The following is a 24,096-nucleotide window of genomic DNA, read 5'->3' as shown; positions in this document are numbered from 1 at the left end:
CGACGCGGGCTCGGGCCCATTCCTGGCCCAGGCGCTGACGCCACCGCAGCGCCGGCCCGTCCCTCTGCCCCGCTTTCAGTGACCCGCGGAAAGGAGCGACACGGACCAGGCCGACCCCGCTCACCGTGACCGCACGCAGCTCCTCGGCCGCCCGGCGCACATCGGCCTCTTGGACATGCCACCGGCCGCCGACTCCCTTCACCGTCGGCACCGCACGTGCGCCAAGCAGCACGTACCCCACCCGCGGATTGGCAGGGAGGCCGGTGAACGCTTGCCCAGCGGCCGGGAACACACTGTCGGCCATCAACTCGGGCCACAAGGCATCAGCGACGGCCAGGGGCAAAAGGTGGCCAGTGCGGCGCGGAGTGGCGCGGTGCGGCATGCCCGGCACGCTATCAGGCACCACGGACACGAAGGTCCGACACTGGTAGTGCTTGCGGCCCTGCGGGCTCGTGAGGTAGCGCGCGATCTCGCGGCCAGCGCCCGCCCAGGCCAGCTCGCTGGCTGGGCGACCCGATGTCGGCGGCGGTTGAACCGTGACCCACTCTGGCCGGTTGAGTTCTGACCCTCGCGTCGTTGGTTGTCTTGGTTAGTTGTTGTCGGTGGTTGTGGTGGAGCTGCGGCCGAGTTCACGGCCGCGCATGCGGTAGGACTCGCCCTTGAGGGAGTGGACCTCGGCGTGGTGGACGAGCCGGTCGATCATGGCGGCGGCGACGGTCTCGTCGCCGAAGACCTCTCCCCACCGGCCGAAGGGCTTGTTCGAGGTGACGATCACACTTGCCCGTTCGTATCTGTTCGATATGAGCTGGAAGAACAGGTTCGCGGCCTCGGCCTCGAACGGGATGTATCCGACCTCGTCGATCACGATCAGTGGGTAGCGGCCGAGCTTGACCAGCTCGTCCTGGAGCCGGCCGCTGTGGTGGGCGGCGGCGAGCCGGTCGACCCACTGGGCGGCGGTGGCGAACGCGACGCGGTGTCCGGCCTGGCAGGCCCGGACCGCGAGCCCGGTCGCGAGATGGGTCTTGCCGGTCCCGGGTGGGCCGAGGAAGACGACGTTCTCCTTGCCCGCGATGAAGTCCAGTGTTCCCAGGTGGGAGAGTTGTTGGCGCGTCAGGCCGCGCAGATGGGTGACGTCCAGTTCTTCGATGGTCTTGATCGCGGGGAAGTGGGCGGCTCGGATGCGGCCCTCGCCGCCGTGGCTGTCGCGGGCGGAGACCTCGCGTTGCAGGCAGGCGACGAGGTATTCGGTGTGGGTCCAGGACTCGGCCTGGGCGCGTTCGGCCAGGCGCTCGGCGGCGTCCAGCAGGGCGGGGGCCTTCATGGCGCGGGCGAGGAAGGCCAGGTCGGAGGCGGTCTGGCGGCCGGTTCGGGCTGTGGAGGCGGCGTCTGCGGCTGCGGGGGCAGTGGTGCGGGCCATCAGGGGTCCTCTTTTCCGGCGCCGCCCTCGATGAGGGTGAACATGCGGTCGTAGGTGCCCAGTTCGCGTTGTTCGACCTCGATTCCCAGGCTGTCGGGGGCAAGGGCCGCTGCTCGGGCGGCGTGCGCGCGGGTGGCCTTGTGGTGCCAGACCTCGCCGCGCAGAACCTGGGCCGCGGCGGCGTGGTCTGGATCGGTGACCGACTGATGCTTGGCCCAGCAGCGGGCGTGCCGGGCGACGACGTCCTCGCCGGCGATGGCAATGACCTCTTCGTTGTCGGCGCGGATCATGACGGTGTGCCCGATCGCGCGGGGGTGGACGGAGTAGTCGTTGGTGTCGACGCGGATGTAGTGGTCGCGGCCGATGCGGGTGTGGAAGCGCCACCAGGCGGGCGGGTCGACGGGCGGGATGGCGAGCATCGCCGCGCGGTCCGCCTCCCACCGGTCGGTGGGCCGGGCGGCGATCGTGCGGTGCTGGCGGCGGTTGGCGATCTGCAGCCAGGCGGTCAGCTGGGTGTTGAAGTCGTCGGGGCCGGTGAACGTGCGGCCGGGCAGGAAGCTGGTCTCCAGGTAGCCGTTGGCGCGCTCGACCAGGCCCTTGGCCTCCGGGTCACGGGGCCGGCAGAGGTGGATCCTGACCGCCAGCAGACCGGCGAACGCGGCGAACTCGCTGGTCAGCCTGCCTCTGCCGACGCCGGTCTCGTTGTCCCAGACCAGCGTCTTGGGGACGGCGCCCCAGGCGGTGAGCAGCCGCCAGTGGCCGTCGATCAGGTCGCCGGTCTGCCGTGAGGGCAGTATCCGGGCGGTGATCACCCGCGAGTAGCCCGACACGATGACCAGCACCGGCGGGCGCCCCGACTGGCCGTAGCCCAGCGGAATGTCCACGGGCGGGAACCACAGGTCACACTGGGCGAGCTCGCCGGGCTGGTAGACGGTCCGCGAGACGGGATCCACCGGCAGATAGGCGGGCCGCAGCTCGCGCACCCGTTCCTTGAGGATCGTGATCCCGCGTTCCCAGCCGATCCGCTCGGCGATGACCGTGGCCGGCATCGTCGGGGTTGCCTTGAGCAGCTCGCGGATCTCGGGCTCGAACGCGTCCACCGCCGAACCCTTCAACGGACGCTGGTAGACCGGCGGCCGATCGCCGTCCAGAGCCCTCTTCACCGTGTTCTTCGAGATGCCCAGGTGCCGGGCGATGGCCCGGATCGGCATGTGCTCGGCCCGGTGCAGCCGACGGATCTCGGCCCAATCCTCCACGGAAATCACCCTCTCCTCCTGACCTCTGAAGATCAGGATGATTAGACGACTGCGAGGTGGGTCCCATTTGATCCGCCGTTCAGCGGTCAGCTTTCACCCGGCGCCGACACCCGACCGAGAAAGGCAGCGTGAAACGGTTCTGGAGCACTACGCGTTCCAGGACGAGGCCAGCCAGGTCAGGTCGGCTTCGGCCTGGCGGCGGGCGGTCTGCTCGCGGGTGAACAACTGCTCGGTCTTGGTCAGCACGAGGGTGTACGGGCGTCCCTGCCGTCTGGTCTGGTGGTGTAGTGGGAGCCCGGCCGAGTCGATCTTGGTGTGCACGTGACGGCGTCCGTCCTTCGCCAGCGGCCATTCGAGGACTCGTCGTGAGCGGGAACCAAGGAACGTCTCCAGGGTGGCGCACAGTTCGCAGCCGCAACCGGTACAGGCGATCGACCAGTCGTCCGCGGCACGCGGTTGTCGTGCGGCGATCGCGCGGAGCCGGTCCGCACAGTCGCGGGCGAGCGCGTCGAGATCCGCCGTGCGCCTGGCGTCCGTCGGCAGTGCCTGCGCCGAACGGCGCAGCATCGGCATCAGGCATTCCAGCACCGTATCCGCCTGGGCGCGCAGCGCGGCCAGGATCTCGGCCCGCTGCTCCTGGTCGGCCGCCTGCAGGATGCGTTGCAGTGGCAGGCCCAGCGCCTCCAGCTGGGAGCGGCGGACCTCGGCCGGCCCGGTCGTGGACGACAGCCGCAGGTCGCCGTCCACCGCGGTCCAGGCCCCGGCGAACAGCAGCCGCGCCACCGCTGTACCCGGGCCGGAGGCCCGCAGCGCCGTGCAAAGATCCGGCAGCCTCTCGGTCCACTCGTACCGGTGGGGCTCGTAGCGGTTCCGCAGGCCGAACCAGCCGTCGACGACTTGGCGCAGCCACGCGGTGCCGTACCGCTCGGCCGCCGCAGCCAGCCCTCCCGCGTGTTCCGGCCCCAGCGCGCCCACCTGGAACGGCTCCAGCAGCATCGCCGCGGTCTCGGCCACTCCCAGGCCCGCGGCCACGTGCAACGCGCAGTCCAGCAGCTCGGGTTGGGCACCGGTGTGCTTCCAGAACGGGGCGAGGGAGTGCGCGGCAGTGCGTGCGCCGTCCGGATCTCCCTGCTCGATGCGGTCGCGCAGTTCCTCCAGGGCCCACCGCGATCCGGCCTCGCCACGTGCGGCGAACGCCCGCTCGCGCGGCCACACGACGACCGCTGCCCTTCTGTACCACCGGTCCAGCGTGTTGCCGTAGTTGCCCATGTAGCCCTCGTACTGGGCCTCATAGGGCGTGAGGTCCGCGCTCGGGGTGCTGGCACAGGCCTCGTAGTCGTGGACGTACAACGAGATCTCCTCGCCGCCGGCGCCGTCCGGGCTGGTCCACCAGTCGAGGGTGGTCTCGTCGTCGATCAGGTCCTGAACGACGTAGTCGTCGGTTGCGGGGCCGTCGTCCTCATCTTCGCCCTCTTCGTCTTCGTCGTGCCCGTAGTAGTCGTCCCAGGGGGCATCATCGGCGGGGTGGGCGTCCCAGGTCTGTTTGACCTCGGCGAGGGCGAGCACCGATTCGCAGCCGGCCTGCCCGGCGGCGGCGCGCAGCAGCGCGGCGCGCTCGGCGTCGGCACCCTTGAGCCGCTCCCAGCTCAGGCCTCGCTGGGTGTACTCGTGGTCGAGCAGATACACCAGCCGGTTCGGCGGGTCGAGGTCCCGTGTCGCGTAGCGCTGCCTGGCGGGCGTGCTGAAGTGCTGGTCCAGGCATTGCGCCAGCTCGGTCAGGGGGCCGGTATCCTGCGCCGAAGTCCCAGGCTTGGCAAGCAGGTTGAAGGTGAGGGTCACCCGGTACCCGGATCGGACCGGGGTGACCTCGTGCCGGCAGTCGGCGTAGAAGGCGACGAGGGTCAGCTCCGTCTTCGAGGCGCGGTAGGTGCTGCGCTGCCCGGCATGCTCGATGACCAGTTCTCCGCCGGTGTGCGCCGAGGGCAGGGAGAGCACCAGCGTGCCCACCATGGCGTCGTCCTTCTCCGAATCCTGATGGGGGAGGAAGAACTGGCCCTTGCCGTACACCAGCAGCGCGTGCGGTTCGGCTCGCAGCCGGGCCGTCGAAGGGAGCCCGAGCTCGTCCCTGAAATGCTCCAGCACGCCATTCAGCAGCATCGGCCAGGAAGGGCCGGCCAGAGTGATCTGATCCGGCGAGATTTGCCAGGTGTCGCGGACGCTGGTGTCGCTCAGCGTTTCCTTGCCCCGGCCGAACAACGCCGGGCGCGCCACCGCGATCAGCTTCTTCGCCTGGGGCGCGCGCAGCGGAAGACTCACCGGCCCGACACCGGCCACCTCGAGCCCGAGACCGTGCGCGGGCGCCTCGAACTGGGCGCTGAAGGCCCCCGCCGGCTTCGACCCGCCGAGCAGCTCAGCCAGCCGCTCCCTCGCGTTCCCCGCCACGTGTTTTCTCCCCGACCTGTCCGGTGTGCCACCCTCAGCCCGAATCTACCGCTCAGAGAGACCGGAGACGGCCGGTCCGCAGGGGCTCCGCCAGGCGAGCCCCCGGTTCCGGGGTGCGGTCAGATCCACAGAGCGCAGGGCTCGCGCACGCGCTCCCCCGAAGCAACGGGGTGCCTTCGTCACCTGATCCAACACCTCACGCGATAGCCGGCCATCCGCGTGCCTTACCCACGTCGCAGGGGCAGCTTCACCACCACGACCACGACCTGGGGCGCGACTACCTACCGCGCCGGGTGCTGGGGATCTGGCGCCGCTGCGCGCTGGTGGACGAGGCATGGGCGGTTCCGGACGGCTCCTACGTGTACGACCTGTATGGCATCGTCACCGCAGGGAACTGGAGTCGACGCGCGATCACCTCGGCCTCGTGGGGTCGGCCCAGTGCGTTGAGTGCCTCGGCCATGCACAGCCACAGGCCGGTCCGGTCGGACTCCCGACCGGCCGCGGCCCTGGCGTCAGCTCCGGCCTCGGCTCGGGTCAGGATCTCCAAGGCCGTGGCCGGCGAGCGGGTGACCAGCTTGCGGGCGTGGCGCGCCACCCATCCGTGCGGCCAGGGGTCCGTGGCCACCGAGGTGGCCTGGGTCACGTGGCCGGCCACCTGGTCGAGTGGTGCATCGGTCAGGTCGAGCGCCTCCGCCATCTGGCGGTGCAGCGCCCCGCGCAGAGCCGTCGGGGTGCTCTCCACGAGCGCCTGCCGGATCAGCTGGTGACGAAACCTGAGCCGCTCTCCGGCCGGGTCCAGCACCGCCCCGGCGAGGGCTTCCTCAAGCACCGGAACGAGGGCGACGAGCGGACGGCGCGACACCGCGGCGAGATCGGCCGGCCGGTAGTCATAGCCGGCGTCCAGAGCGAGACGCGGACGTTCCGGCAGCGGCCCGAGAGTCGGTTCGAGGGTGGTGAAGCGGTCGAGGGTGACGGGGAGCAGGGTATGGTCGCGGGTGTTGGCCGGGGCCGGCTCGGTGACCAGGGGTATGCCTCTCCTGTCGGTCAACTGCGAGCGTTTCAGCCCGAGTTTGGCCCGGTCGACCGGGCTTCTGCCAGCGCATTCACCGCCGGAGGGCGTGCCTCCTGGCTCGCACGGCTGCATGGGTGGATGCATGAGCGTTTGAAGGGGTGAAGCCCGTCCCGCCCCCGTCCACCTGGACACTGGTGGCGGGCGTGACGGCATCGTCGAGGAGGTCGGCGGCGTAGTCGCCACCGCCAAGCCCGGCCAGTTCGTCATCGGCTCGCTCTTCGCCTTGGACAACACCTGCCCCCCAGCTGCCGTAACGGCTACCAGTCCTCCTGTCTGCACCGGGAGCTCGTCAACGGCCGTCAGGCCGAGTACGTCCGCGTCCCACTGGGCGGCGGCCCGCTGGTTGCCACCTCCGAGAAGCCGACGGCCGAGCTGATCCCCGAGCCTGCTCGTGCTCTCGGACGTGATGGGCACCGGCTGGTACGCAGCCCGGGCCGCCGAGGTGAGGCCCGGCTCGCGCACATGGCCTGATCGGTGCGGCCCTACGCTTGAGCAGGCTGGGGAAGAAGCTGCCGGTTCGGGCCTTGGGGATGGCCAGTTCCAGGTCGCCGGCCTGCGTGGTCAGGGTCTCGTTGCGGTGCCTGTTGCTCCAAGTCGTGCGGGCCTCGGTGCGCTCGCCGGGTTCGGCGCCGATGCGGGTGGTGGTCTTGGTCTCGATCAACTCCTGCAGGGCCCGTTGGGCCACGACTCTGATCAACTCGATTCCGTCGGCCGTACGCAGTGAATCCATGAGGCGGAGTAAGTCAGGCCAGGACAAGGTCGTCGCGCAGGACCCGGTGAACTCGTGGTTCTAGTTGAAGAGTTGGGCGATGGTCGGCCCAGGGGCAGGGGTTACTCCAAGACCCCTCCTGCACCACTCCACAGGACGCCATCCTGGAAGGCGCCCGGGGGTTGGTGAACGACCCGGCGGACTCATTCCGGATGGGTGCGGGGGATGAGTGGTGCAGACCGTGTGAGTCGGTCCTGGTCGAGGGTGCTCGGGAAGGTGGGAGGACTCCAGGCCGCTGGGGTGCGTTCACTCGGATGGCCCGTACGCGGAGACGGGCCGACTGGTGTCCTCGACTCTGGAATCCCGGGCGTCGCCTGACGCCTTCGCGCCGAAGGAGTGGCATGGGAATATCCTGGAAGTCGCGCCGCGACTTGAACATCGTTCGTTGGGGTGCGGTATTTCTGGCGGTATCGGGAACCGCCTCCGTCGTGGCGGCCGTAACGGTGCAGGCCGGTGGTCCGAGTGGTGATCCCGGCGGGGAGAAGCCCACCATCGTGCTCGTACACGGTGCCTTCGCCGACGCGTCGAGCTGGAACGGCGTCGTGGAACGGCTCCAGAAGAACGGCTACCGGGTGGCCGCACCGGCCAACCCCCTCCGCGGCATTCCCCAGGACTCGACCTACCTCGCGAGTTTCCTGGAGTCCGTCAAGGGACCGATCGTCCTGGTTGGTCATTCCTATGGCGGAGAGGTGATCTCGCAGGCTGCCGTCGGAAACGACAACGTCAAGGCCCTCGTGTACATCAACGCGATCATGCCCGATGTGGGAGAGTCGTTCTCCAGCCTCTCGGCGGAGTTCGCTCCCCCTGAACTCACCAAGGCTTTGAAGCAGGTGCCCTTCCGCAATGGCGACGGCACTACCGGCACGGACGTGTATGTACAGCCGGACAGACTGCACCAGGTCTTCGCCGCGGACCTGCCCACGAGTCAGGCCAACATTCTGGCAGCCACACAGCGTCCGATCGCGCTGTCGGCGTTCACGGACAAGCTCACCGGCGCCGCATGGCGGAACAAGCCCGTTTTCGCCCTTGTCGGCAAGCAGGACCAGGCGATCAATCCGAGTCTGGAGCGATTCGAAGCGAAGCGGGCGAATGCCCGCAAGACGGTGGAGATCGACTCCTCACACGTGTCCCTCCTCTCCCAGCCGGAGGCGGTCAAAAACCTGATCGTCGACGCCGTCGAGGACTACATGCGGAAATAGCGCCCCCGAACCAGTCCGCGGCGTCAAGACCTCGGCGGCGGGAGGCCAGAGCCGTCTGTGCGAGTCGCTACGCTCACTGAGCTCATCCTCCTGGGCCCGCACCTCCTGCGCCGCCGCGGATTCCAGCCGTTCGCCGTGCCCCTCGCGCGCTGACGGCTGCCGCGCCGGGTGCCGACCGCAACCTCGGACCAGTTGCACCGTACGGCTGCATGCATAGGGCGGTATGTCCGTAATGCCGGCCCTCCGCGCAGGCGGCCGCGGCCCCCCTTGAGTCATCCCCTTTCGGAAGGTGTGCCGCATGTCCACGGAAACCCTTGCCAAGCCCCTGACCGGCCGCGTGGCGGTCGTCACCGGAGCCTCCAGCGGCATCGGAGAGGCCTCGGCCGAACACCTGGCGGGGCTGGGCGCACGCGTCGCCGTTCTGGCGCGGCGCGCGGACCGGCTGAACGAGCTGGTCTCCCGGATCGAGAAGAGCGGCGGCACCGCCCTGGCGATCGCGGTCGACGTGACCGATGCCGCGGCCGTGCGGTCGGCCGCCGGCCGGGTGGCGGCCGAGCTGGGCGGCGCCGACCTGCTGTTCAACAACGCGGGCGTGATGCTGCCCGCCCCGATCGAGGAGCTGGCCACCGACCAGTGGCGGCGTCAGATCGACCTCAACATCACCGGACTGATGAACGTCATCGGCGGGTTCATCCCGCAGTTGGTCAAGGCCGCCGGGGAGCGAGGCGTGGCCGACCTGATCAACACCTCGTCGATCGCGGCGCAGAACATCTTCCCGAACTTCGCCGTGTACTCCGGCACCAAGGCGTACGTCACCCACCTCTCGCGTCATCTGCGGGTCGAGCTGGGCGCCAAGAACGTGCGGGTGTCGGCGCTCGAGCCGGGCATCGTCGCGACCGAGCTGCAGAACCACGTCACCGATGACGGTGCGCTTCAGTGGCTGGAGGGCTCCAAGGAGACGATGGAGTGGCTCACGCCGCAGGACATCGCCGAAACCGTCGGCTTCATCGCCACGCTGCCACCGCGCGTGAATCTCCAGCAGGTCACGGTCATGCCGACCCGCCAGCCCAACTGACCCTCCCGGCACCCCTGCAGGGCCCGCCCGCGGCACGGGCGGGCCCAACAGGGTCCAGCGCCGACGCCAACCGCGCGCCGCCCGGACCTCGCAGAAGTACCCACTCAGCCACAGCGCCCGCGCACGGGGTCGGCTTCGCCCGGGGCCGGGTGGACTTCGCGCTCTACGGCCACGACGGCGCGGCCCGACCCGATCGAGACTGGGGCAAGCTGCGAAACCGCCGCGCCGCCCAGGGCTGGTCCCTGGCGCTCGACTTCGTGGGCGCCGACCCGTCCGTCGCACCGGTGGGCGAGCGGCCGACGGGCACGGTGTTCTCGGTCTACCGCTCCGCCGCGAGCGGTAGCGCTGGCGGGTACAGCGTGGTGGCCTACCAGCCGGTAGCCCCAACCCCGCGTTCAACGATGCCCATCGGTAGAGCGAGCCGAAGCAGGACATCTGGACGTCGAGGCCGCGCCAGCCGTGCTGTTATGCGGCGACCACGCTGAGATCACCCGAATCGGGAACCCGCGAACACTTGTGCTGATCCCAAGTCCCGCAGCGGGTTTGCGGATCACTTCTCAGTCCTGTCCGGCGGGTCCACCTGCACGCGGTGTTGGCTCATGGCGCGGGAGTGGAGCCAGGGGCCGCGCCAACGCGGGTGGCCCGCGAGCAGCTTGTCCGCGCCGGCCGGCCCCCAGGATCCCGACTCGTACGGCTCCACCGGGGGCGGGGTGTCCAGCAGCGGCTGGACGATGCGCCATGTCTCCTCCACGCTGTCCTCCCGGGTGAAGAGGCTGGAATCCCCTGCCATGGCGTCGCCGAGCAGCCGCTCGTACGGCTCCGGTGCCTCCCCGAGCTGCTCGGAGAAGGTCAGCGACAGGTCTACCGTCCGGCATGCCTGGGCCCCGGGCTGCTTTGCCTGCATGATCAGGTCGACACCTGGGTTGGGATCGATCCGCAGGATGAGCTCGTTCGGGTCCGGCGGCGCGCACGTCGGCGCGAACGCGAGCGTGGGGGGCGGCTTGAAGACAGCCCTTATCTCGGTGGCCTGCTCCGGGAGGGCCTTACCGGCCCGGATGAAGATCGGGACGCCCGACCAGCGCCAGTTGTCGATCTCCAACCGCAGCGCGGCGTAGGTTTCGGTCTGCGAGTCCGGGCTCACCCCCGGCACGGCCAGGTACCCGTCGTACTGGCCGCGGACGTAATGCCTCGGGTCCGCCGACGGGATGGCCCGGAACACCTCTACCCGCTTGTCGCGCAGTCCGTCGGCGGCGGTGCTCGGTGGCTCGGCGGCGAACAGCCCGACGAGCTGGAGCAGGTGGTTCTGCACGACGTCGCGGAGCGCCCCGACCGGGTCGTAGAAGCTGCCCCGGTCCTCCACGCCGAAGTCCTCGGCCATGGTGATCTGCACGCACTGGATCCGGTCGCGGTTCCACAGCGGCTCCCAGACGGAGTTGGCGAACCGGAGGAACAGGATGTCCAGGGCCGGTTCCTTGCCGAGGAAGTGGTCGATGCGGAGGATCTGCCGCTCCTCCAGGAGCCTGCTCAGCTGGGCGTTCAGCGCCCGGGCCGACGCCAGGTCGTGGCCGAACGGCTTCTCCACGACGACCCGGGCCCGACCGGTGAGGTTGGCACCGGCCAGGCCCTCGATGACGCGGCCGAACAGCGACGGCGGGATCTCCAGATAGAAGACCGGAGCGTGCCGGGCCTCGATCGCCCGGGCGAGACGGTCATAGGTCCCCGGGTCCCCGAGATCGCCGGAGATCATCGACAGGCGCTCCGCGAACCGCTGGAACACGTCCTCATCGATCGTCTCGCCGGTGTCCTCGATGGCGCGGCGTGCGTGATCCCGTAGGGTCGCGGCGGACCACTCGCGGCGGGCCACGCCGACGATCGGACACCGGAGCAACTGGCGGCGCTCCAGGCGGTACAGGGACCGGAAGGTCATCTTCTTGGCCAGATCTCCGGTGATGCCGAAGATCACCAGGACATCAGCGGCGGTGCTCGCCGGTGCAGTCATGGCACTCCTTGTCGTCGGCCTTGGCAACGTCGGGGTCAAGGCAGGATGAACCGCTCCACCGCGTTGGCGAAGCCCTCATCCTCATTGGTTGTGGTGACACGACGGGCGGCCCGCTGGACCTCATGGCTCGCGTTGCCCATGGCGATACTGAGTCCTGACTGGGCGAACATGAGCACGTCGTTGGGCATGTCGCCGATCGTGGCGATCTCCTCGGCAGGGATCCGGTAGGCCCTGGACAGGTAACGGACCACGCAGCCCTTGTTGGCGTGGGGGTGGGTGATGTCGGCGTAGTAGGGCTGAGACCTGGCCGCCGACACGTGGTCGCCGAACCGCTCGCGGGCCGCTACCACCGCTTTCTGGACCGCGTCGTGGTCATCGCTCACCCCGACGACTTTGGCCACGCCGTCCGAGACCGGGGTGAAGCTGTCGACGGGCGTCGGGTCGAACCGGACCGTCCAGGACTCGCGGGCCACGTGTGGTCCCTGGGCGTCCAGGACCAGCCAGTCCGCGCCCCGGTAGATCCACACGCTCATCCCGTGGGCGGTGAGCAGTTCGATCACCGCCGGCGTCACGTCGTCGGGTATGACCTGCTGCTCGATCACCGACATGTCGGGGCGGGCGAACAGCCCACCGTTGAACGCCGCGATCGGCGTGCTGAGCTCGAGCGGCTCGATGAGCATGGACATGCCGCGCGGCGGGCGGCCGCTGGTGACGGCGAACAGTATCCCGGCCTGCCGCAGGTCCGCGACCGCGCCGATGGCCCGCTCGGTGAGGACCTTGTCCTGGGTGACGAGCGTGCCGTCGACGTCGGCGAGAAGCAATCGGATCGGTAGGGGAGCCATGCTGCCTCCGGGTTGGTCCGGTGAGTCCGGGAACTCCAGCTGGGCGGCGAATCCGCGGACCGTCGCCACGTACCGGGCGGCGATCCGGTCCACCGCTTCGCTGCGCCCCACAGTGCCCGCGATCAAGTCGCGCAGCGGTCGGGCGCGGTAGCCGGGCCGCGACCTCCCGCGGCGGCGCCTGGCCCCGATGCCGACCGATCCTCCTTCCAGTGGTGCTCAAGCCGTCAGGCCCTCGATCGCCACGGGAAGGTGGCGCGGGCCGCGCAGTACGGCGTTGGCGCGGTAGGGTGGCGGGTCCTCGAGCAGCCGGGAGAACTTGACCCGGCGGAACAGTTCGGGCAGAGCGAGCTGTGCTTCGATGCGGGCGAGCGGGGCACCGAAGCAGTAGTGGATGCCGGTGTAGAAGCCCAGGTGCTGGTTGTCCTTGCGGTCGGGATCGAACCGGTCGGGGTCCTTGAAGCGTCTGGGGTCGCGGTTGGCCGCGGCCAGCATGAGCCAGACCGGCGAGCCCTGGGGGATCATGGTGCCGGCGATGTCGATGTCGGCCAGGGCGGTGGTCCACCTGACGAACTGGACCGGGGGCTCGTACCGCAGCACTTCCTCGATGAGCGGGACCGCCAGGTCCGGGTCCTTCTGGAACCGCTCGAGGACGTCTGGGTGGCGCAGCAGCGTGAGGGTGGTATTGGTGATCAGGTTGACGGTGGTCTCGTGGCCGGCGACCAGGAGCAGCACCGCGGTGGCCTCCAGGTCCGCCGGTGTCATGCTGCCTCCGGGACCGGTTTCGGGGGCGAGCGCGCTGAGCATCCCGGGGCCGGGTTGGCGGCGTCTGGTCTCGATCAGGTCGGACAGGTAGGCGCCCAGGTCCCGGCGCGCCCGCTCTGCCTTTCCCGGGACGTTGTCACCGCCGGGGTGGGGATCGAGTTCGGACGTCAGGGCGTCGGCCCAGCCGTGGAAGCGCCGTTCGTCCTCGCGCGGCACGCCCAGGACCTTGCAGATGGCCGTGACGGGGAGGGGGTAGGAGAAGTCCTCGACGATGTCGACCTGCTCCTTGCCATCGAAGGCGTCGAGCAACTCGGTGACGACCTTGGCCAGTTCTCCGCGCAGGCCGTCGAGGAATCTGGGGCTGTGCGGGGGACCGAACGGCCGGTTGATGGTGTTGCGCAGCCGGTCGTGTACAGGCGGGTCGGTGAAGATGAAACTGGGCGGCAGGCCGGTCTCCTCCGCCGGTTGCCCGATGCGGGCGTAGCCGGCTGGACGGTTGCTCGTGTCGTTGCTCAGCCGTGGGTCGTTGGCCAGGCTCCGCACCTCGTAGTAGGTGCTGACCAGGTAGGTGCCGTCGTCCTCCCGCCTGACCGGTGTCTTGCGCAGTTCCGCGTACAGCGGGTACGGATCGGCTCGATTGGCGTAGTCGGCGATCTGCGCGGAGATGCTGCCGAGCGTCATGGTGGCTCCTGAGGGCTCCGGGCGGCACAGGGTCGGTGATCAGGCATGCGACGGAACGAACTCGACACGCCGCTCGCTTGGTGAGTGGCCCGTCAGCGTGACGGTGGGCCCGTGGGTGGGCAGGTGGGGGTCGGGGAACGCCGGGTCGACCGGCTGCGGCGCTTCGGTTCGGCGGTCGACCACGCGGTACTCCGGCGGGAACGGCGCGGCGGCCTCGATCTGCTGCTGGTAGAGCCCCAGACACTCGGCTTCGTCGAAGGACGCTGCGGCGATGACACGGCCGCGGTAGCCGTACACCGCGACGAACCGCTCCTCGGCGAGCGCCCCCTGGGCGACGAGCAGCTGGTCGTCGAGCGAGGGCACACCCACGGACTTGATGTTCACGCCGAACTGGGAGGACCAGAACATCGGCGGTCCGCTTCAGCCGACATGGGGCTCCACACCCTTCGTCGGCTCGTCCGAGTAGTCGACAAGGATGGCCTGGACCGGGCAGGCGGCAGCAGCCTTCGCCACCCGGTCGCGCTGCGCTTCCTCGAAGCGAGGAGAGAACAGCAGCGCCTCATCGCCGTGCAGGGCGAAGACGTCCGGGGCGAGGAAGACGCACTGCGCGAATCCCTGGCACCGGTTGAGATCGGCGACAAGCCTCATCTGGAACCCGCTCCCTGCACGGGGCCGCGGTGCCGAGCCCCGCAGCTGTCTGCGCTCGGTCCGTGTGGTCGGTAGGCATGCCTCACTTTTAGGATCAACCCTCCGCAGAGGTCTCGCAAAGCGAGGGCGGTGCTGGGCGGGCCAGGCGCCTACGGCACTTGCGTGGATGCGTGGAGCTGTCGTTGGCGGCTCCTCACTTGGTCCCGCCGAGGCCGTCAACAACGCGGAGTTGAGTGCGGAGGAACGAGCTGCCGAGATCGCGAGTCACGTGATCGAATCCGGTCGGCTCGGCACGCTTGTGCCAGCGCGCATGAGGCGCATCGACACTGCCATCGCTCGGATCATCCGGGGCACCGGCACTGAGTGGCCGCCGCCTGAGCTCGCGAGCATGGATACCCGGCCGCGGCATGACGAGCCTTACACCGCCAAGGACTTCACGATGAGTGCCGTCTCTACCGTGCTTCTCGGTAGCCAAGAGGACAGATCGAGCCGGCCCAGCCGGTCCGGAGCGGTCGGCACGTCGATCGTGATCGTCCGCCTGCGAGCGCCGCCGCTTCCCGGCCGGAATGAGACCCGGACGGATGGGTGCAAGACTGAGAAGGCGGAGGTGGTGTCATGGCCGACGAGGACGACCGGGCGGCCACCACCGGGGCGGACGAGCGACTGCTGGAACAGCTGCTCGCCGAGGCCAGTGCGATCGTCCCCTACCGTCTGCCCGCACTGGCGGACCGGTGCGCCCGGGCGCTCGGCCTGGACAGCGCCACGATCTACCTCGCCGACCTCCAGCAGCATCTGCTCATCCCCCTCGACGAACAGACCGACCGGCTGCCCGTGGACTCCAGCGAGGCAGGCTGGGCCTACCGCACACTGTCGCCACGGGTCCACGACTCCCGGGACGGCGTGACGGTGTGGCTGCCGATGGTGGACGGCGCGGAGCGCCTCGGCGTGCTGGGCGTGCGGGCCGGCGTCCTGGACGGGGTGCGGCTGCGCCGCTGCCGGATACTGGCTCGGCTGCTGGCCATGGTGGTCACCTCCAAGCGCACCTACAGCGACTGGCTCGTCGCCCGCACCCGCACGCAGTGCATGACGCTGCCCACCGAGATGTTGCGCGCCTTCCTGCCACCGCACAGCGTCGGCCGCACCGGCGCGCTCTCCACCGCCGTGCTGGAACCTGCTTACGCGCTCGGCGGCGACGCCTTCGACCACTCGGTGACCAGGAACATCCTGCACGCGAGCATCTTCGACGCGACGGGCCACGACCTCTCTTCGGGGCTGACCACCGCGATGGTGATGGCCGGCTGCCGCAACGCCCGCCGCTCCCGCGCCGATCTGCCGAGCACGATCGGGACGGTGGACCAGGCGCTCGCCGAGTGGCTCCCCGAACAGTCCTGCACCGGCGTGCTGTGCCGGCTGGACGTGGACACCGGCATGCTGCAGTGGTGCAACTGCGGTCACCCGCCTCCCCTGCTGATCCGCAACGAACGCGTGCTGGAGCACGCCCTGGAGAGCCCCCCTCAGCCGCCGATGGGCCTGCCGTTCCGGCTCGGACCCACCCACCGCGAGGTGCACCAGACGACGCTGGAACCCGGCGACCGGGTGCTGCTGTACACCGACGGCGTCACCGAAGCCCGCGGCGAGGACGGCAAGGCGTTCGGCCTGGATCGGTTCACCGACTTCATCATCCGCTCCTCCGCGGCCGGCCGGCAGCCCTCCGAGGTCCTGCGACTGCTCATCCACGCGATCCTCGAACGCCAGGGCAACGACCTCAGTGACGACGCCACCATCCTGCTCGTCGAATGGCACCCCGACACCCGCAGGTCGCAGGCCGCCTCTCACAACACTCCAGCCGTCCACCCGGCGCGCTTCGGAACACGCGCACCATCCCCTGGCGCGACCACTTCGCCGCCGAGACGGGCGTGATCCGCAAGGAGGTCGACGAGCATGACGAAGAACGATGACCGGCTCTTCCTGATCACCGGCGCGACGGGGAACACCGGGAAGACCACCGTGCAACTGCTCCTGGAACGAGGGCACCGGGTGCGTGCTCTCGTGCACCGGGAGGACGACCGCTCGCGGCAGCTCGCTGCCACAGGCGCCGAAATCGTCGTGGGCGACCTGCTCAACCTCTACGACGTGAGCTCCGCCATGCGAGGAGTGAGCGGAGCTTACTTCTGCTACCCGATCGCCCCGGGCTTGCTCGACGCCACGGTCACGTTCGCGCAGGCGGCCACCGAGGCTGGCGTCCGATCGGTCGTCAACATGTCGCAGATCTCAGCCCGCCGGGAAGCCGTCAGCAACCAAGCGCGCCAGCACTGGCTCGGCGAGCGCCTGCTCGACCGCACGACGATGCTCACCGCGCACCTGCGTCCGACGTTCTTCGCCGAATGGATCAGCTGGTGGTGGGGCCGTCAGGGAGACGAGGGCGTGCTCCGCCTTCCGTTCGGAAGCGGCCGTCACGCTCCCGTGGCCGGGGTTGACCAGGCGTACGTGATCGCCGCCATCCTTGAGAAGCCGGAGCCGCACGATCGCCAGACCTACCCTCTGCACGGCCCGGTTGAGATGGACCACTACGGGATCGCCATGGCGGTCTCGCGAGCACTCGGGATCCCCGTTACGTACGAACCCATCAGCATCGAGGAGTTCGCGGACGGGTTGGCCTCCCTGGGCAAGCCGTCCCACCTGATCCAGCACCTGAGTAATGTCGCCACCGACTACCAGCACGGCATCTTCCAGGGCACGAACAACCTCATCGAGGTCATCGGCAACCGCTCTCCCATGACCGTGGAGGAGTTCGTCATCGACAGGAGGCACGACTTCGATCGCAACGGTTCGAACTTCATGCCCCCAAAATCGAGCTGACCGCCAAAGGGCCCTGAACAGCCAAGTTGGACCTGCCGATCCACCAGTAGTGCTTGGCCAGGTGTGTTTGTTGGCGTGTCCTTGTGCCGGGTAGTGCCGTTGATGTGGTGTGACACCTGGGGAGAGGGGCGTCACGGTCTTCGGGTCACCCGGACGGTCACGCGCGGAAAAGGTACCCGGAGAGTGAGAAATCCCGTTCGTCGCGCGGTGCGCGTCAGTCGGTGAACGCCTTCGCGGCCCGGCCGTCCAGCGGTGGATGCGGGAGGTCCGGCCCGAGGTGGAGAAGACCGTGCGGGAGCAGGGGTCATGGCTGGTCTTCGAGGACGAAGCAGGTCAGAGCCTTCGGCCGCCCAAGGCGAGGACCTGGTCACGCCGCGGGCACACCCCGGTGGTGAAGGTCACCGGCAGGGGCTCCGGACGCATCTCGCCGGCCGCCCTGCTGTGCGCCGGCCCCGGCCCTCGCTCCCGGCTCATCTGCCGGATGCCGGTCCACACCGGCCGCAAGGGCGAGAAGAAGGGCTTCCGTGAGGACGACTTCGCCGCTCTCCTGGACGCCGCCCACCAGCAGCTCGGCGGGAAGATCGTCCTGGTGTGGGACAACGCCACCCAGCACAGGGACGCGGTGATGCGAGCGCTGCTCGAGGCCCGCAGTACCTGGCCGACGGTCTTCCGCCTACCGCCCTGCACACCCGACCTCAACCCCGCCGAAGGGGTCCGGGCCCACCTGAAGAAGTCGCTCGCCAACCTCGCCGCCCGCACCACCCGTCAACTCGCCGCCAAGGCCCGCACCCGGCTGAAGAAGATGCAGTACCGCACCGACCTCCTCGACGGCTTCATCCGCGAAACCGGACTGACCCTCACCCCACCCTGACCCTCACCCCGAACCGAAAGCCTCAGTTGCTTCCGCACCGGCTGCGTGTACCGGAAGCCGGCCCGGAGATGCTCCGTGAAGCCGCTCGCGGTCTTGAGTTGCGCCACGCCCGGTCCTCTGTCTCCGGGGCGTTGTGCCGGAGCCGTTCTGCCGGCTTGCGGCGAGGCCGCTGCGGTGGGCGAAGACGACGAGTTGGGCGTGGTCGCGGGCGCTGACTTTGATCATGGCGCGGTTCACGTGCGTCTTGACGGTGGCGGGGCTGAGTACGAGCTGCGTGGCGATCTTGTCGTTGGACAGTCCGGTCGCGCCGGGGGACAGCAGCGCGTCGCCCCGGTTGACGGTGCGGATCGCCTGCAGCAGTTCTTTCGCGTCGGCGCTCGTGCCCAGGAAACCGCTGGCCCCGGTGCGCAGCGCCTCGAAGACATACTCGTCGATCTCGAAGGTGGTGAGGATCAGGACCTTCACTCCGGCGAGGTCCTCGTCCGCGGTGATCAGGCGGGTCGCCGCGAGGCCGTCGAGGAGCGGCATGCGGATGTCCATCAGGTCGCGACGACCACGATGCGACACTCTGCCTTGACGCCGGACGGCGTCGTACTCGGCGCTGGCGGGGCAGGCCGGGATGCGGCTGGTATTGCCCCGAGATCCGCTCGCCGAGGACGCCCGCGCGACCACAACCCTGGCCGCGGACTCCGCCGAAACCTCAGGAGAGGGCCTTTCGCCAGCCGAAGCGGGTCCGACCCTGGGGCTTGTACACCGACAGGGCGGTGGCTACGAGCAGGACGACGAGCGCGGCCCCGGACTGGAACACGAGCTGGCTTCGCAGCCCGCGGAGCGCGTCGGTCGACCAGTCCGGGTCGGCCGCCGCGTCAGCGACCTCGCTGATCGGACCCATGTGCACCAGTAGGAGGACCGTGGACAACAGGGTGATCGCCAGCTTGATCATCACCCAGTAGTGCCGCATCAGACCCCACGTGGTGCCCCCAGCCTCACAACCCATCAGGGCCCGGCGACCAGCGGTCGCCGGACGGGCCTCCCCGAGGACGGCCAGCGCGACGCGTGAGGGGCGAGGAGCTTCGGCTCCTCGCCCCTCACGCGCGCCTCCCTGTCGACTCGATCACCGGTCGAGTCCTCGGTGGCTGCCGCGATCCGGGAGCCCTTGCAGCGCCAGACGGATGGGACGCCGAAAAGGGCTCCAGCAGGGCAGGGAGGAAAGCCAGCCGGTCAGGATCCGGTTGATCTCGGCGGGGCGCTCCTGGTTGCTGCCATTTCGGCAAAACAGGCCGCACCCATCGGCATGGCGGACGGCGCGCTCGACCAGTTCGGCGCAAAGGTACTGCAGACCTTCCTCAACGCCACCGGCGCAGGCCTCACCGTCGACGGCCAGTTCGGACCGGCCACCATCGCGGCTCTGTAGAACGCGCTGAACCAGGGCAGGTTCTGACCCTCCCGCCTGATCCGGGCTGGCGGCCTCAGCCTCCGGCCCGGATCAGGCGGGCGTCGCAAGCGAGGACGACGGCTTGTATGCGGGCGCGGAGGTTGAGCACGGCGACGGATCGTGGGTGGCCCCTCACGGCAGGCGCAGCAGAATCCGACAACCCCGTCGGCCGGCCAGCCAGACGATCTTCACCGTGGACACCAGCCGCCGACCAGCGTGAGCACGCTGTAACCCGCACCACCAGACCCGTGACCTGCAACTTCACGATGCATACCGCTCGGTCGCCGCCTGGGTCGTTCTCACGCAGCGGTAGGGGATACGGGCGCAGCCGCTCCGCTGCGTCGCCGCGGCGTCCGTAGCCATCGCCTGCGGCGTCACGCACGTAGCGCCTGCCTCCTATGCAGCGTTACACATCGCGCCAGCCATTAAACGTCGTTTAGTGATTGAACGTCGTTTAGTTTGGCTGCTACGGTTGTGCCATGACCGAGAAGAAGCAGTCGCGAGGCATCGTTTCGAGCGATCAGTGGGCCGCGCAGGTCGCGGCTCTCGGTGAAGCGCCCAGAGCTGCGCGTGCGCGCCGGGAGCCGCTCACCGTCGAGCGGATTGTGGACGCCGCGCTGCGGATCGTTGAGGCCGAAGGGTTCGACGCACTGACCATGCGCCGTGTCGCCGCCGAGCTGCATGTCACGCAGGGGGCGCTGTATTCGCATGTGCGTGACAAGGCGGAGCTCGACGATCTGATGGTCGGCAAGCTGTGTTCGCAAGTGACGCTGCCCGAGCCGGACGCCGACCGGTGGATGGATCAGGCGCTGGATGTCTGCCGGCAGTTGCGTGATCAGTACCTCAGGTATCCGGGGATCTGGCGGGCCACAGTGGCGCGCGCTCCGCACAGCCTGGACACGCTCCGTATCAACGAGGGGCTACTCGCGATCCTCGTGGCGGGCGGCGTCTCTTTGCGGTCCGCAGCATGGGCAGTGGATGCGGCCTTCCTCTACATCGGCGCCTACAGCGTCGTGGCACCCAGGCGGACCACCGGGCGGGGCCCGGACGGCAGTCCTGCGGCACGGGACGAAGTCGTCGAACGCCTGAGGATGCTGCCCCCGGATCTTTTCCCGATCACGGTCGCATCGGTGGATGTGGTGAACTCCGGCGAGGGACACGAGCGCTTCGACTTCACACTGGGGCTGCTCTTCGGAGGGCTCACCGTACGAAGCGAGGGACCCACCTCATGAGCACTGAAACATCGTCGGGCGACACGGCAAAGCGGCACTCCGGAGCCGGCCCTCTTGAGGCCCCCGCACGTGGGAGTCGTGTGGCGAACCGGTGGCTGGCACTCGTCGTCCTGAGCCTGGCCCAGCTGATGGTCGTGCTGGACTCGACCATCGTGAACATCGCCCTGCCTACCGCTCAGCGCGATCTCGGGTTCTCCAACGATGCCCGGCAGTGGGTGGTGACCGGCTACGCGCTGGCGTTCGGCAGCCTGCTGCTGCTCGGTGGCCGTCTGTCGGACCTGCTGGGTCGCAAGCTGCTGTTATTGATCGGCGTTGCCGGATTCGCTCTGGCGTCTGCCGCCGGCGGGGCGGCCGGCGGCTTCGCGCTGCTGCTCGTCGCGCGCGTCGCTCAGGGCGTGTTCGGTGCGCTCCTCGCACCGGCGGCCCTCTCGCTGGTCTCCGTCACCTTCGCCCACGATGCCACCGAACGCGGCCGGGCGTTCGGAATCTTCGGCGCGGTCTCGGGTGCCGGCGGCGCCATGGGACTGCTGCTGGGCGGCATCCTCACCCAGAGCGTGTCGTGGCGCTGGTGCCTGTACGTGAACCTGATCATCGCGGCCATCGCGTTCATCGGTGCCATGCTCTGGCTGCACGAGGGTGAGCGGCCCGAACGTGTCCGCCTCGACCTCGCCGGAACTCTCACCGTCGTCGTGGGCATGGTCGGCATCGTCTACGGCCTGGGCAATGCCGCCTCCAAAGGCTGGACCGACGTCTCCTCGCTCGGCCCGGTGATCGCGGGCGTCGTCCTCGTGGTCGTCTTCGTATCGATCGAGCGGCGTATCCGCAACCCGCTGCTGCCGCTGGGAGTGATCCTGGACCGCGACCGCGGTGCGTCGTTCGTGTCGATCGGCCTGTCCGGTGTCGGGGCGTTCGCGGTGTTCCTGTTCGTCACCTACTACCTGGCTGAAACTCTCAAGTTCAGCCCGATCCAGACCGGCAGCGCGTTCCTGCCCATGGTCGGCCTGCTGATCGTGGGGGCGATCGTCTCCGGGGCCCTGCTGCCGCGCATCGGTCCCCGCCCCCTCGTTCCGATCGGATGCCTCCTGTCCGCGATCGGCATGGCGCTGTTCACCGGGCTCGGCACCCACTCCAGCTACGCCGGAACCGTGCTGCCGGCCCTGCTGGTCCTCGGCCTCGGGACGGGACTGATCTTCGGATCCGCGCAGAACGCCGCGACCAGCGGCGTCCAGCCCCACGAGGCGGGCGTGGCCTCCGCCATGGTCAACACCACCCAACAGATCGGCGGCTCGATCGGAACGGCCGTCTTCAGCTCGCTCGCCGCGACAGCCGTCACCTCGTACATCAAGAACCACGTCGGCGCCGCCCCCCAGGGACAGATCCTGGCCGACGCCACCATCTCCAGCTACCACCTGGTGTTCTGGATCTCCTCAGCGGTGTTCCTGGCCTGTGGCGTCCTGACCGCGCTCATGTTCCGCAGCGGCCCGCTGACGGTCCCCGACGACGCGCCGCCCATCGCCGCGCACTGACACCCCGAGCATTCACCGGGCACACGAGTCAGCTCCATACACTCCGCAGCCGCAGCAGGCATCAGCGGCGGACTCCGCCGCCCCATCGAAAGGAAACACATGAAGGCCGTGCAGTTCAGCGAGTACGGGGGCCCCGAGGTCCTGAAGATCGTCGAGCTCCCGGACCCGCACCCCGGCCCCGGCCAGGTGCGCATCAAGGTCCATGCCGTCGGCATCAGCGGCACCGACTGGAAACTGCGCGCCGGCACGCTCTCCTTCGGAGCCACGCTCCCGCAAACCACCGGCAACGACGTTGCGGGCGTGATCGACGAGATCGGCGAGGGCGTGACCGACGTAACCGTCGGAGACCGCGTCTTCGGAGTTTCCGACGACGCCGCAGGGGCGGCCGAGCTGGCGCTGCTCACCTTCCGAGCGCTCATCCCCCCGTCACTCGGATTCGTCGATGCCGCGGGCCTGCCCGTCGCCCTGGAGACGGCCACCCGCGCTCTCGACCGGCTCGGCGTCACCAACGGCACCTCCCTGTTCATCAACGGCGCCTCCGGAGGGATCGGCAGCACCGCGATCCAGCTGGCCGTCGCCCGCGGCGCCCGCGTCATCGGCGCCGCGAGTGCCGCCAACCAGAACTACCTGCGCCTGCTCGGCGCGGAGCCCGTCACCTACGGCGACGGCATGACCGAACGGATCCGCGTCCTCGCTCCCGACGGCGTGGACGCCGCCCTCGACGTAGCCGGAAGCGGCGTCCTGCCCGAGCTGATCGACCTCGCCCACGGAGCCGACCACGTCATCACCCTCGCCGACTTCCAGGGCGCCAAGGACCACGGCGTGCACTTCAGCAACGGATTCGCAGACGGACACGCCTTCCACTCGCTGCACACGATCGGCGAGCTGATCGACGCTGGGCGATTCTGGCTCCCCGTCGACAAGACGTTTCCTCTTGCCGACATCGCCGAAGCCCACCGGGTCAGTGAACTCGGCCGGGTCCGCGGCAGGCTGGTTCTTGTCGTCAACTGACCGACACGACAGGCGATCCGGGCGTAGCTGACCATGCTGCAAGTGGCGGGGACGGTGGCTGATCGCTGCTCAGTCGGTGGTGAAGTAGTGGCCGTCTGCGAGGTCGGCGATCAGGCCGGGGTGGGCGGGCTCCCAGCCGAGCAGCTTGCGGGTCTCGGTGTTGTCCATCGTGATGTCGAGGTTGATGAACGGGAAGCCCTGGAAGTGGACAGCGGCCTGGTCGGCGGGGATGCTCACGGCGGGAAGGTTCAGGTGGCGGCCGATGACCTCCGCGATTTCGCGCACGGTGATGCCTTCCTCGGTCGCGGCGTAGAGCTGGGCTCCGGCCGGTGCCTTGTCCAGGGCGAGCTGGAACAGGCGGCCGACGTCCAGGGTGTGGCCGGCGGGCCAGCGGTTGGCGCCGTCGCCGACGTAGCCGGACACGCCGGTGGACCGGGCGATCTTGATCAGGGTCGGCATGAAGCCGATCCGGTCGCGCGAGCTGTGGGTGACCGGCGGGATCGCGACCAGGATGCTGCGCACGCCCTGGTCGGTGAAGCCGGCGATGGCGCGGGCCACGGCTGAGCGCGGGTTCGCGTCGATCACCGCGTCCCGCTTCGGGTCACTGGTGTGGGTCAGGCCGACGCCGATCAGCGCCTTGCCGGTGCCGGCCAGAGCCTGGCCGAGCGCCTGGACCACGGCGAGGTCGGTGGCCACGGCCCTCGCGAAGTCGCCCGCGGCTATGGCGGCGTGGTCGAAGGCCAGGTGGACGACCGCGTCGGCCGCCGCTGCCGCTTCGCGCAGACCGGCCAGGTCGGCGAGGTCGCCGCGGTGCGCCCGAGCGCCCATGGCCTCGACGGCGGTGGCCGAGGCGTCGGAACGGACCAGCCCGACGACGTCGTGTCCGGCCTGGACGAGTTCGGGCACCACGGCCGAGCCGATGTGGCCGTTGGCGCCGGTGACGAATACGCGCATGGCAGTGCTCCTCGGTATGCCTCGCCGGTTGGGCGAGCCCCGTTGA

At 69.4% G+C, this 24,096-nt stretch carries 21 protein-coding genes and 1 pseudogene; 9 read left to right on the top strand and 13 right to left on the bottom strand.

Going from position 1 to position 24,096, the window contains the following annotated elements; translation table 11 throughout:
* Positions 1-589 precede the first annotated feature (589 nt).
* From istB to UK12_RS45030, 5 genes and pseudogenes are all read right to left on the bottom strand, one after another.
* Positions 590-1,417, bottom strand: a complete 828-nt coding sequence (gene istB, locus UK12_RS14400; RefSeq protein ID WP_045303329.1) for an IS21-like element helper ATPase IstB — start codon at positions 1,415-1,417, stop codon at positions 590-592.
* Positions 1,417-2,682, bottom strand: coding sequence for an IS21 family transposase (gene istA / locus UK12_RS14395; protein ID WP_045303328.1), 1,266 nt, complete (start codon positions 2,680-2,682; stop codon positions 1,417-1,419). Before istA ends, istB begins: the two co-directional genes overlap by 1 nt.
* Before the next feature lie 138 nt (positions 2,683-2,820).
* A complete protein-coding gene (locus tag UK12_RS14390; protein WP_082119608.1) occupies positions 2,821-5,115 on the bottom strand; it encodes a 2OG-Fe(II) oxygenase in 2,295 nt (764 codons plus the stop codon).
* A gap of 829 nt (positions 5,116-5,944) precedes the next feature.
* Positions 5,945-6,232 (bottom strand): annotated as a pseudogene (locus UK12_RS37950) (IS5/IS1182 family transposase); the annotation flags it as partial.
* Between the two features lie 244 nt (positions 6,233-6,476).
* Positions 6,477-6,917 carry a transposase gene (locus UK12_RS45030; protein ID WP_197084851.1) on the bottom strand — a complete coding sequence of 147 codons (441 nt, stop codon included), beginning with the start codon at positions 6,915-6,917 and terminating at the stop codon, positions 6,477-6,479.
* Positions 6,918-7,297: 380 nt separating this feature from the next.
* Between UK12_RS45030 and UK12_RS14375 the strand changes: the two genes are divergently transcribed.
* The gene (locus UK12_RS14375) at positions 7,298-8,155 is read left to right on the top strand and encodes an alpha/beta fold hydrolase (protein ID WP_082119607.1); all 858 of its coding nucleotides are present in this window, start codon (positions 7,298-7,300) and stop codon (positions 8,153-8,155) included.
* Positions 8,156-8,453: 298 nt separating this feature from the next.
* Complete coding sequence (locus UK12_RS14370) at positions 8,454-9,230, top strand: SDR family oxidoreductase (protein ID WP_045303324.1); 777 nt, start codon at positions 8,454-8,456, stop codon at positions 9,228-9,230.
* Positions 9,231-9,780: 550 nt separating this feature from the next.
* On the opposite strand, the gene zwf is transcribed toward UK12_RS14370, so the two are convergent.
* The 5 genes from zwf to UK12_RS14345 all read right to left on the bottom strand — a co-directional run bounded on the left by zwf (position 9,781) and on the right by UK12_RS14345 (position 14,162).
* Complete coding sequence (gene zwf, locus UK12_RS14365) at positions 9,781-11,229, bottom strand: glucose-6-phosphate dehydrogenase (protein WP_045303323.1); 1,449 nt, start codon at positions 11,227-11,229, stop codon at positions 9,781-9,783.
* Positions 11,230-11,264: 35 nt separating this feature from the next.
* Positions 11,265-12,182, bottom strand: coding sequence for a Cof-type HAD-IIB family hydrolase (locus UK12_RS14360; protein ID WP_197084850.1), 918 nt, complete (start codon positions 12,180-12,182; stop codon positions 11,265-11,267).
* A 105-nt stretch (positions 12,183-12,287) separates the two neighbouring features.
* Positions 12,288-13,514: a cytochrome P450 gene (locus tag UK12_RS14355; protein ID WP_045303322.1), complete on the bottom strand. Its 1,227-nt coding sequence runs from the start codon at positions 13,512-13,514 to the stop codon at positions 12,288-12,290.
* A gap of 39 nt (positions 13,515-13,553) precedes the next feature.
* The gene (locus tag UK12_RS14350) at positions 13,554-13,922 is read right to left on the bottom strand and encodes an oxidoreductase C-terminal domain-containing protein (protein WP_045303321.1); all 369 of its coding nucleotides are present in this window, start codon (positions 13,920-13,922) and stop codon (positions 13,554-13,556) included.
* 12 nt (positions 13,923-13,934) lie between these two features.
* Positions 13,935-14,162: a ferredoxin gene (locus UK12_RS14345; protein WP_045303320.1), complete on the bottom strand. Its 228-nt coding sequence runs from the start codon at positions 14,160-14,162 to the stop codon at positions 13,935-13,937.
* Positions 14,163-14,777: 615 nt separating this feature from the next.
* On the opposite strand from UK12_RS14345, the gene UK12_RS14340 reads away from it, so the two are divergent.
* The 3 genes from UK12_RS14340 (at position 14,778) to UK12_RS14330 (ending at position 17,892) form a co-directional block, all read left to right on the top strand.
* On the top strand, positions 14,778-16,082 hold the full coding sequence (locus tag UK12_RS14340; protein ID WP_082119606.1) for a PP2C family protein-serine/threonine phosphatase: 1,305 nt from the start codon (positions 14,778-14,780) through the stop codon (positions 16,080-16,082).
* 21 nt (positions 16,083-16,103) lie between these two features.
* Complete coding sequence (locus UK12_RS14335) at positions 16,104-17,021, top strand: NAD(P)H-binding protein (protein ID WP_045303319.1); 918 nt, start codon at positions 16,104-16,106, stop codon at positions 17,019-17,021.
* 277 nt (positions 17,022-17,298) lie between these two features.
* Positions 17,299-17,892, top strand: a complete 594-nt coding sequence (locus UK12_RS14330; protein ID WP_231591206.1) for a transposase — start codon at positions 17,299-17,301, stop codon at positions 17,890-17,892.
* Positions 17,893-17,895: 3 nt separating this feature from the next.
* On the opposite strand, the gene UK12_RS14325 is transcribed toward UK12_RS14330, so the two are convergent.
* A complete protein-coding gene (locus UK12_RS14325; RefSeq protein ID WP_082119605.1) occupies positions 17,896-18,432 on the bottom strand; it encodes a response regulator transcription factor in 537 nt (178 codons plus the stop codon).
* Between the two features lie 160 nt (positions 18,433-18,592).
* Entirely contained in the window at positions 18,593-18,835 is a 243-nt protein-coding gene (locus UK12_RS14320) for a hypothetical protein (RefSeq protein ID WP_197084849.1), read from the bottom strand.
* A gap of 189 nt (positions 18,836-19,024) precedes the next feature.
* Between UK12_RS14320 and UK12_RS39700 the strand changes: the two genes are divergently transcribed.
* The 4 genes from UK12_RS39700 to UK12_RS14305 all read left to right on the top strand — a co-directional run bounded on the left by UK12_RS39700 (position 19,025) and on the right by UK12_RS14305 (position 23,096).
* Positions 19,025-19,306, top strand: a complete 282-nt coding sequence (locus UK12_RS39700) for a hypothetical protein (RefSeq protein WP_156178718.1) — start codon at positions 19,025-19,027, stop codon at positions 19,304-19,306.
* A gap of 500 nt (positions 19,307-19,806) precedes the next feature.
* Complete coding sequence (locus tag UK12_RS14315; protein WP_045303317.1) at positions 19,807-20,559, top strand: TetR/AcrR family transcriptional regulator; 753 nt, start codon at positions 19,807-19,809, stop codon at positions 20,557-20,559.
* A gap of 80 nt (positions 20,560-20,639) precedes the next feature.
* The gene (locus UK12_RS14310) at positions 20,640-22,085 is read left to right on the top strand and encodes an MFS transporter (protein WP_231591205.1); all 1,446 of its coding nucleotides are present in this window, start codon (positions 20,640-20,642) and stop codon (positions 22,083-22,085) included.
* Between the two features lie 99 nt (positions 22,086-22,184).
* Positions 22,185-23,096, top strand: coding sequence for an NADP-dependent oxidoreductase (locus tag UK12_RS14305; RefSeq protein ID WP_045303315.1), 912 nt, complete (start codon positions 22,185-22,187; stop codon positions 23,094-23,096).
* A gap of 69 nt (positions 23,097-23,165) precedes the next feature.
* Here UK12_RS14305 and UK12_RS14300 read toward each other — a convergent pair whose 3' ends face one another.
* Positions 23,166-24,050, bottom strand: a complete 885-nt coding sequence (locus UK12_RS14300; protein ID WP_045303314.1) for an SDR family oxidoreductase — start codon at positions 24,048-24,050, stop codon at positions 23,166-23,168.
* Positions 24,051-24,096: the final 46 nt, after the last annotated feature.

Source organism: Saccharothrix sp. ST-888 (assembly GCF_000955975.1).
Lineage (GTDB): Bacteria > Actinomycetota > Actinomycetes > Streptomycetales > Streptomycetaceae > Kitasatospora.
This window is presented reverse-complemented; position numbering and strand designations above follow the sequence as displayed.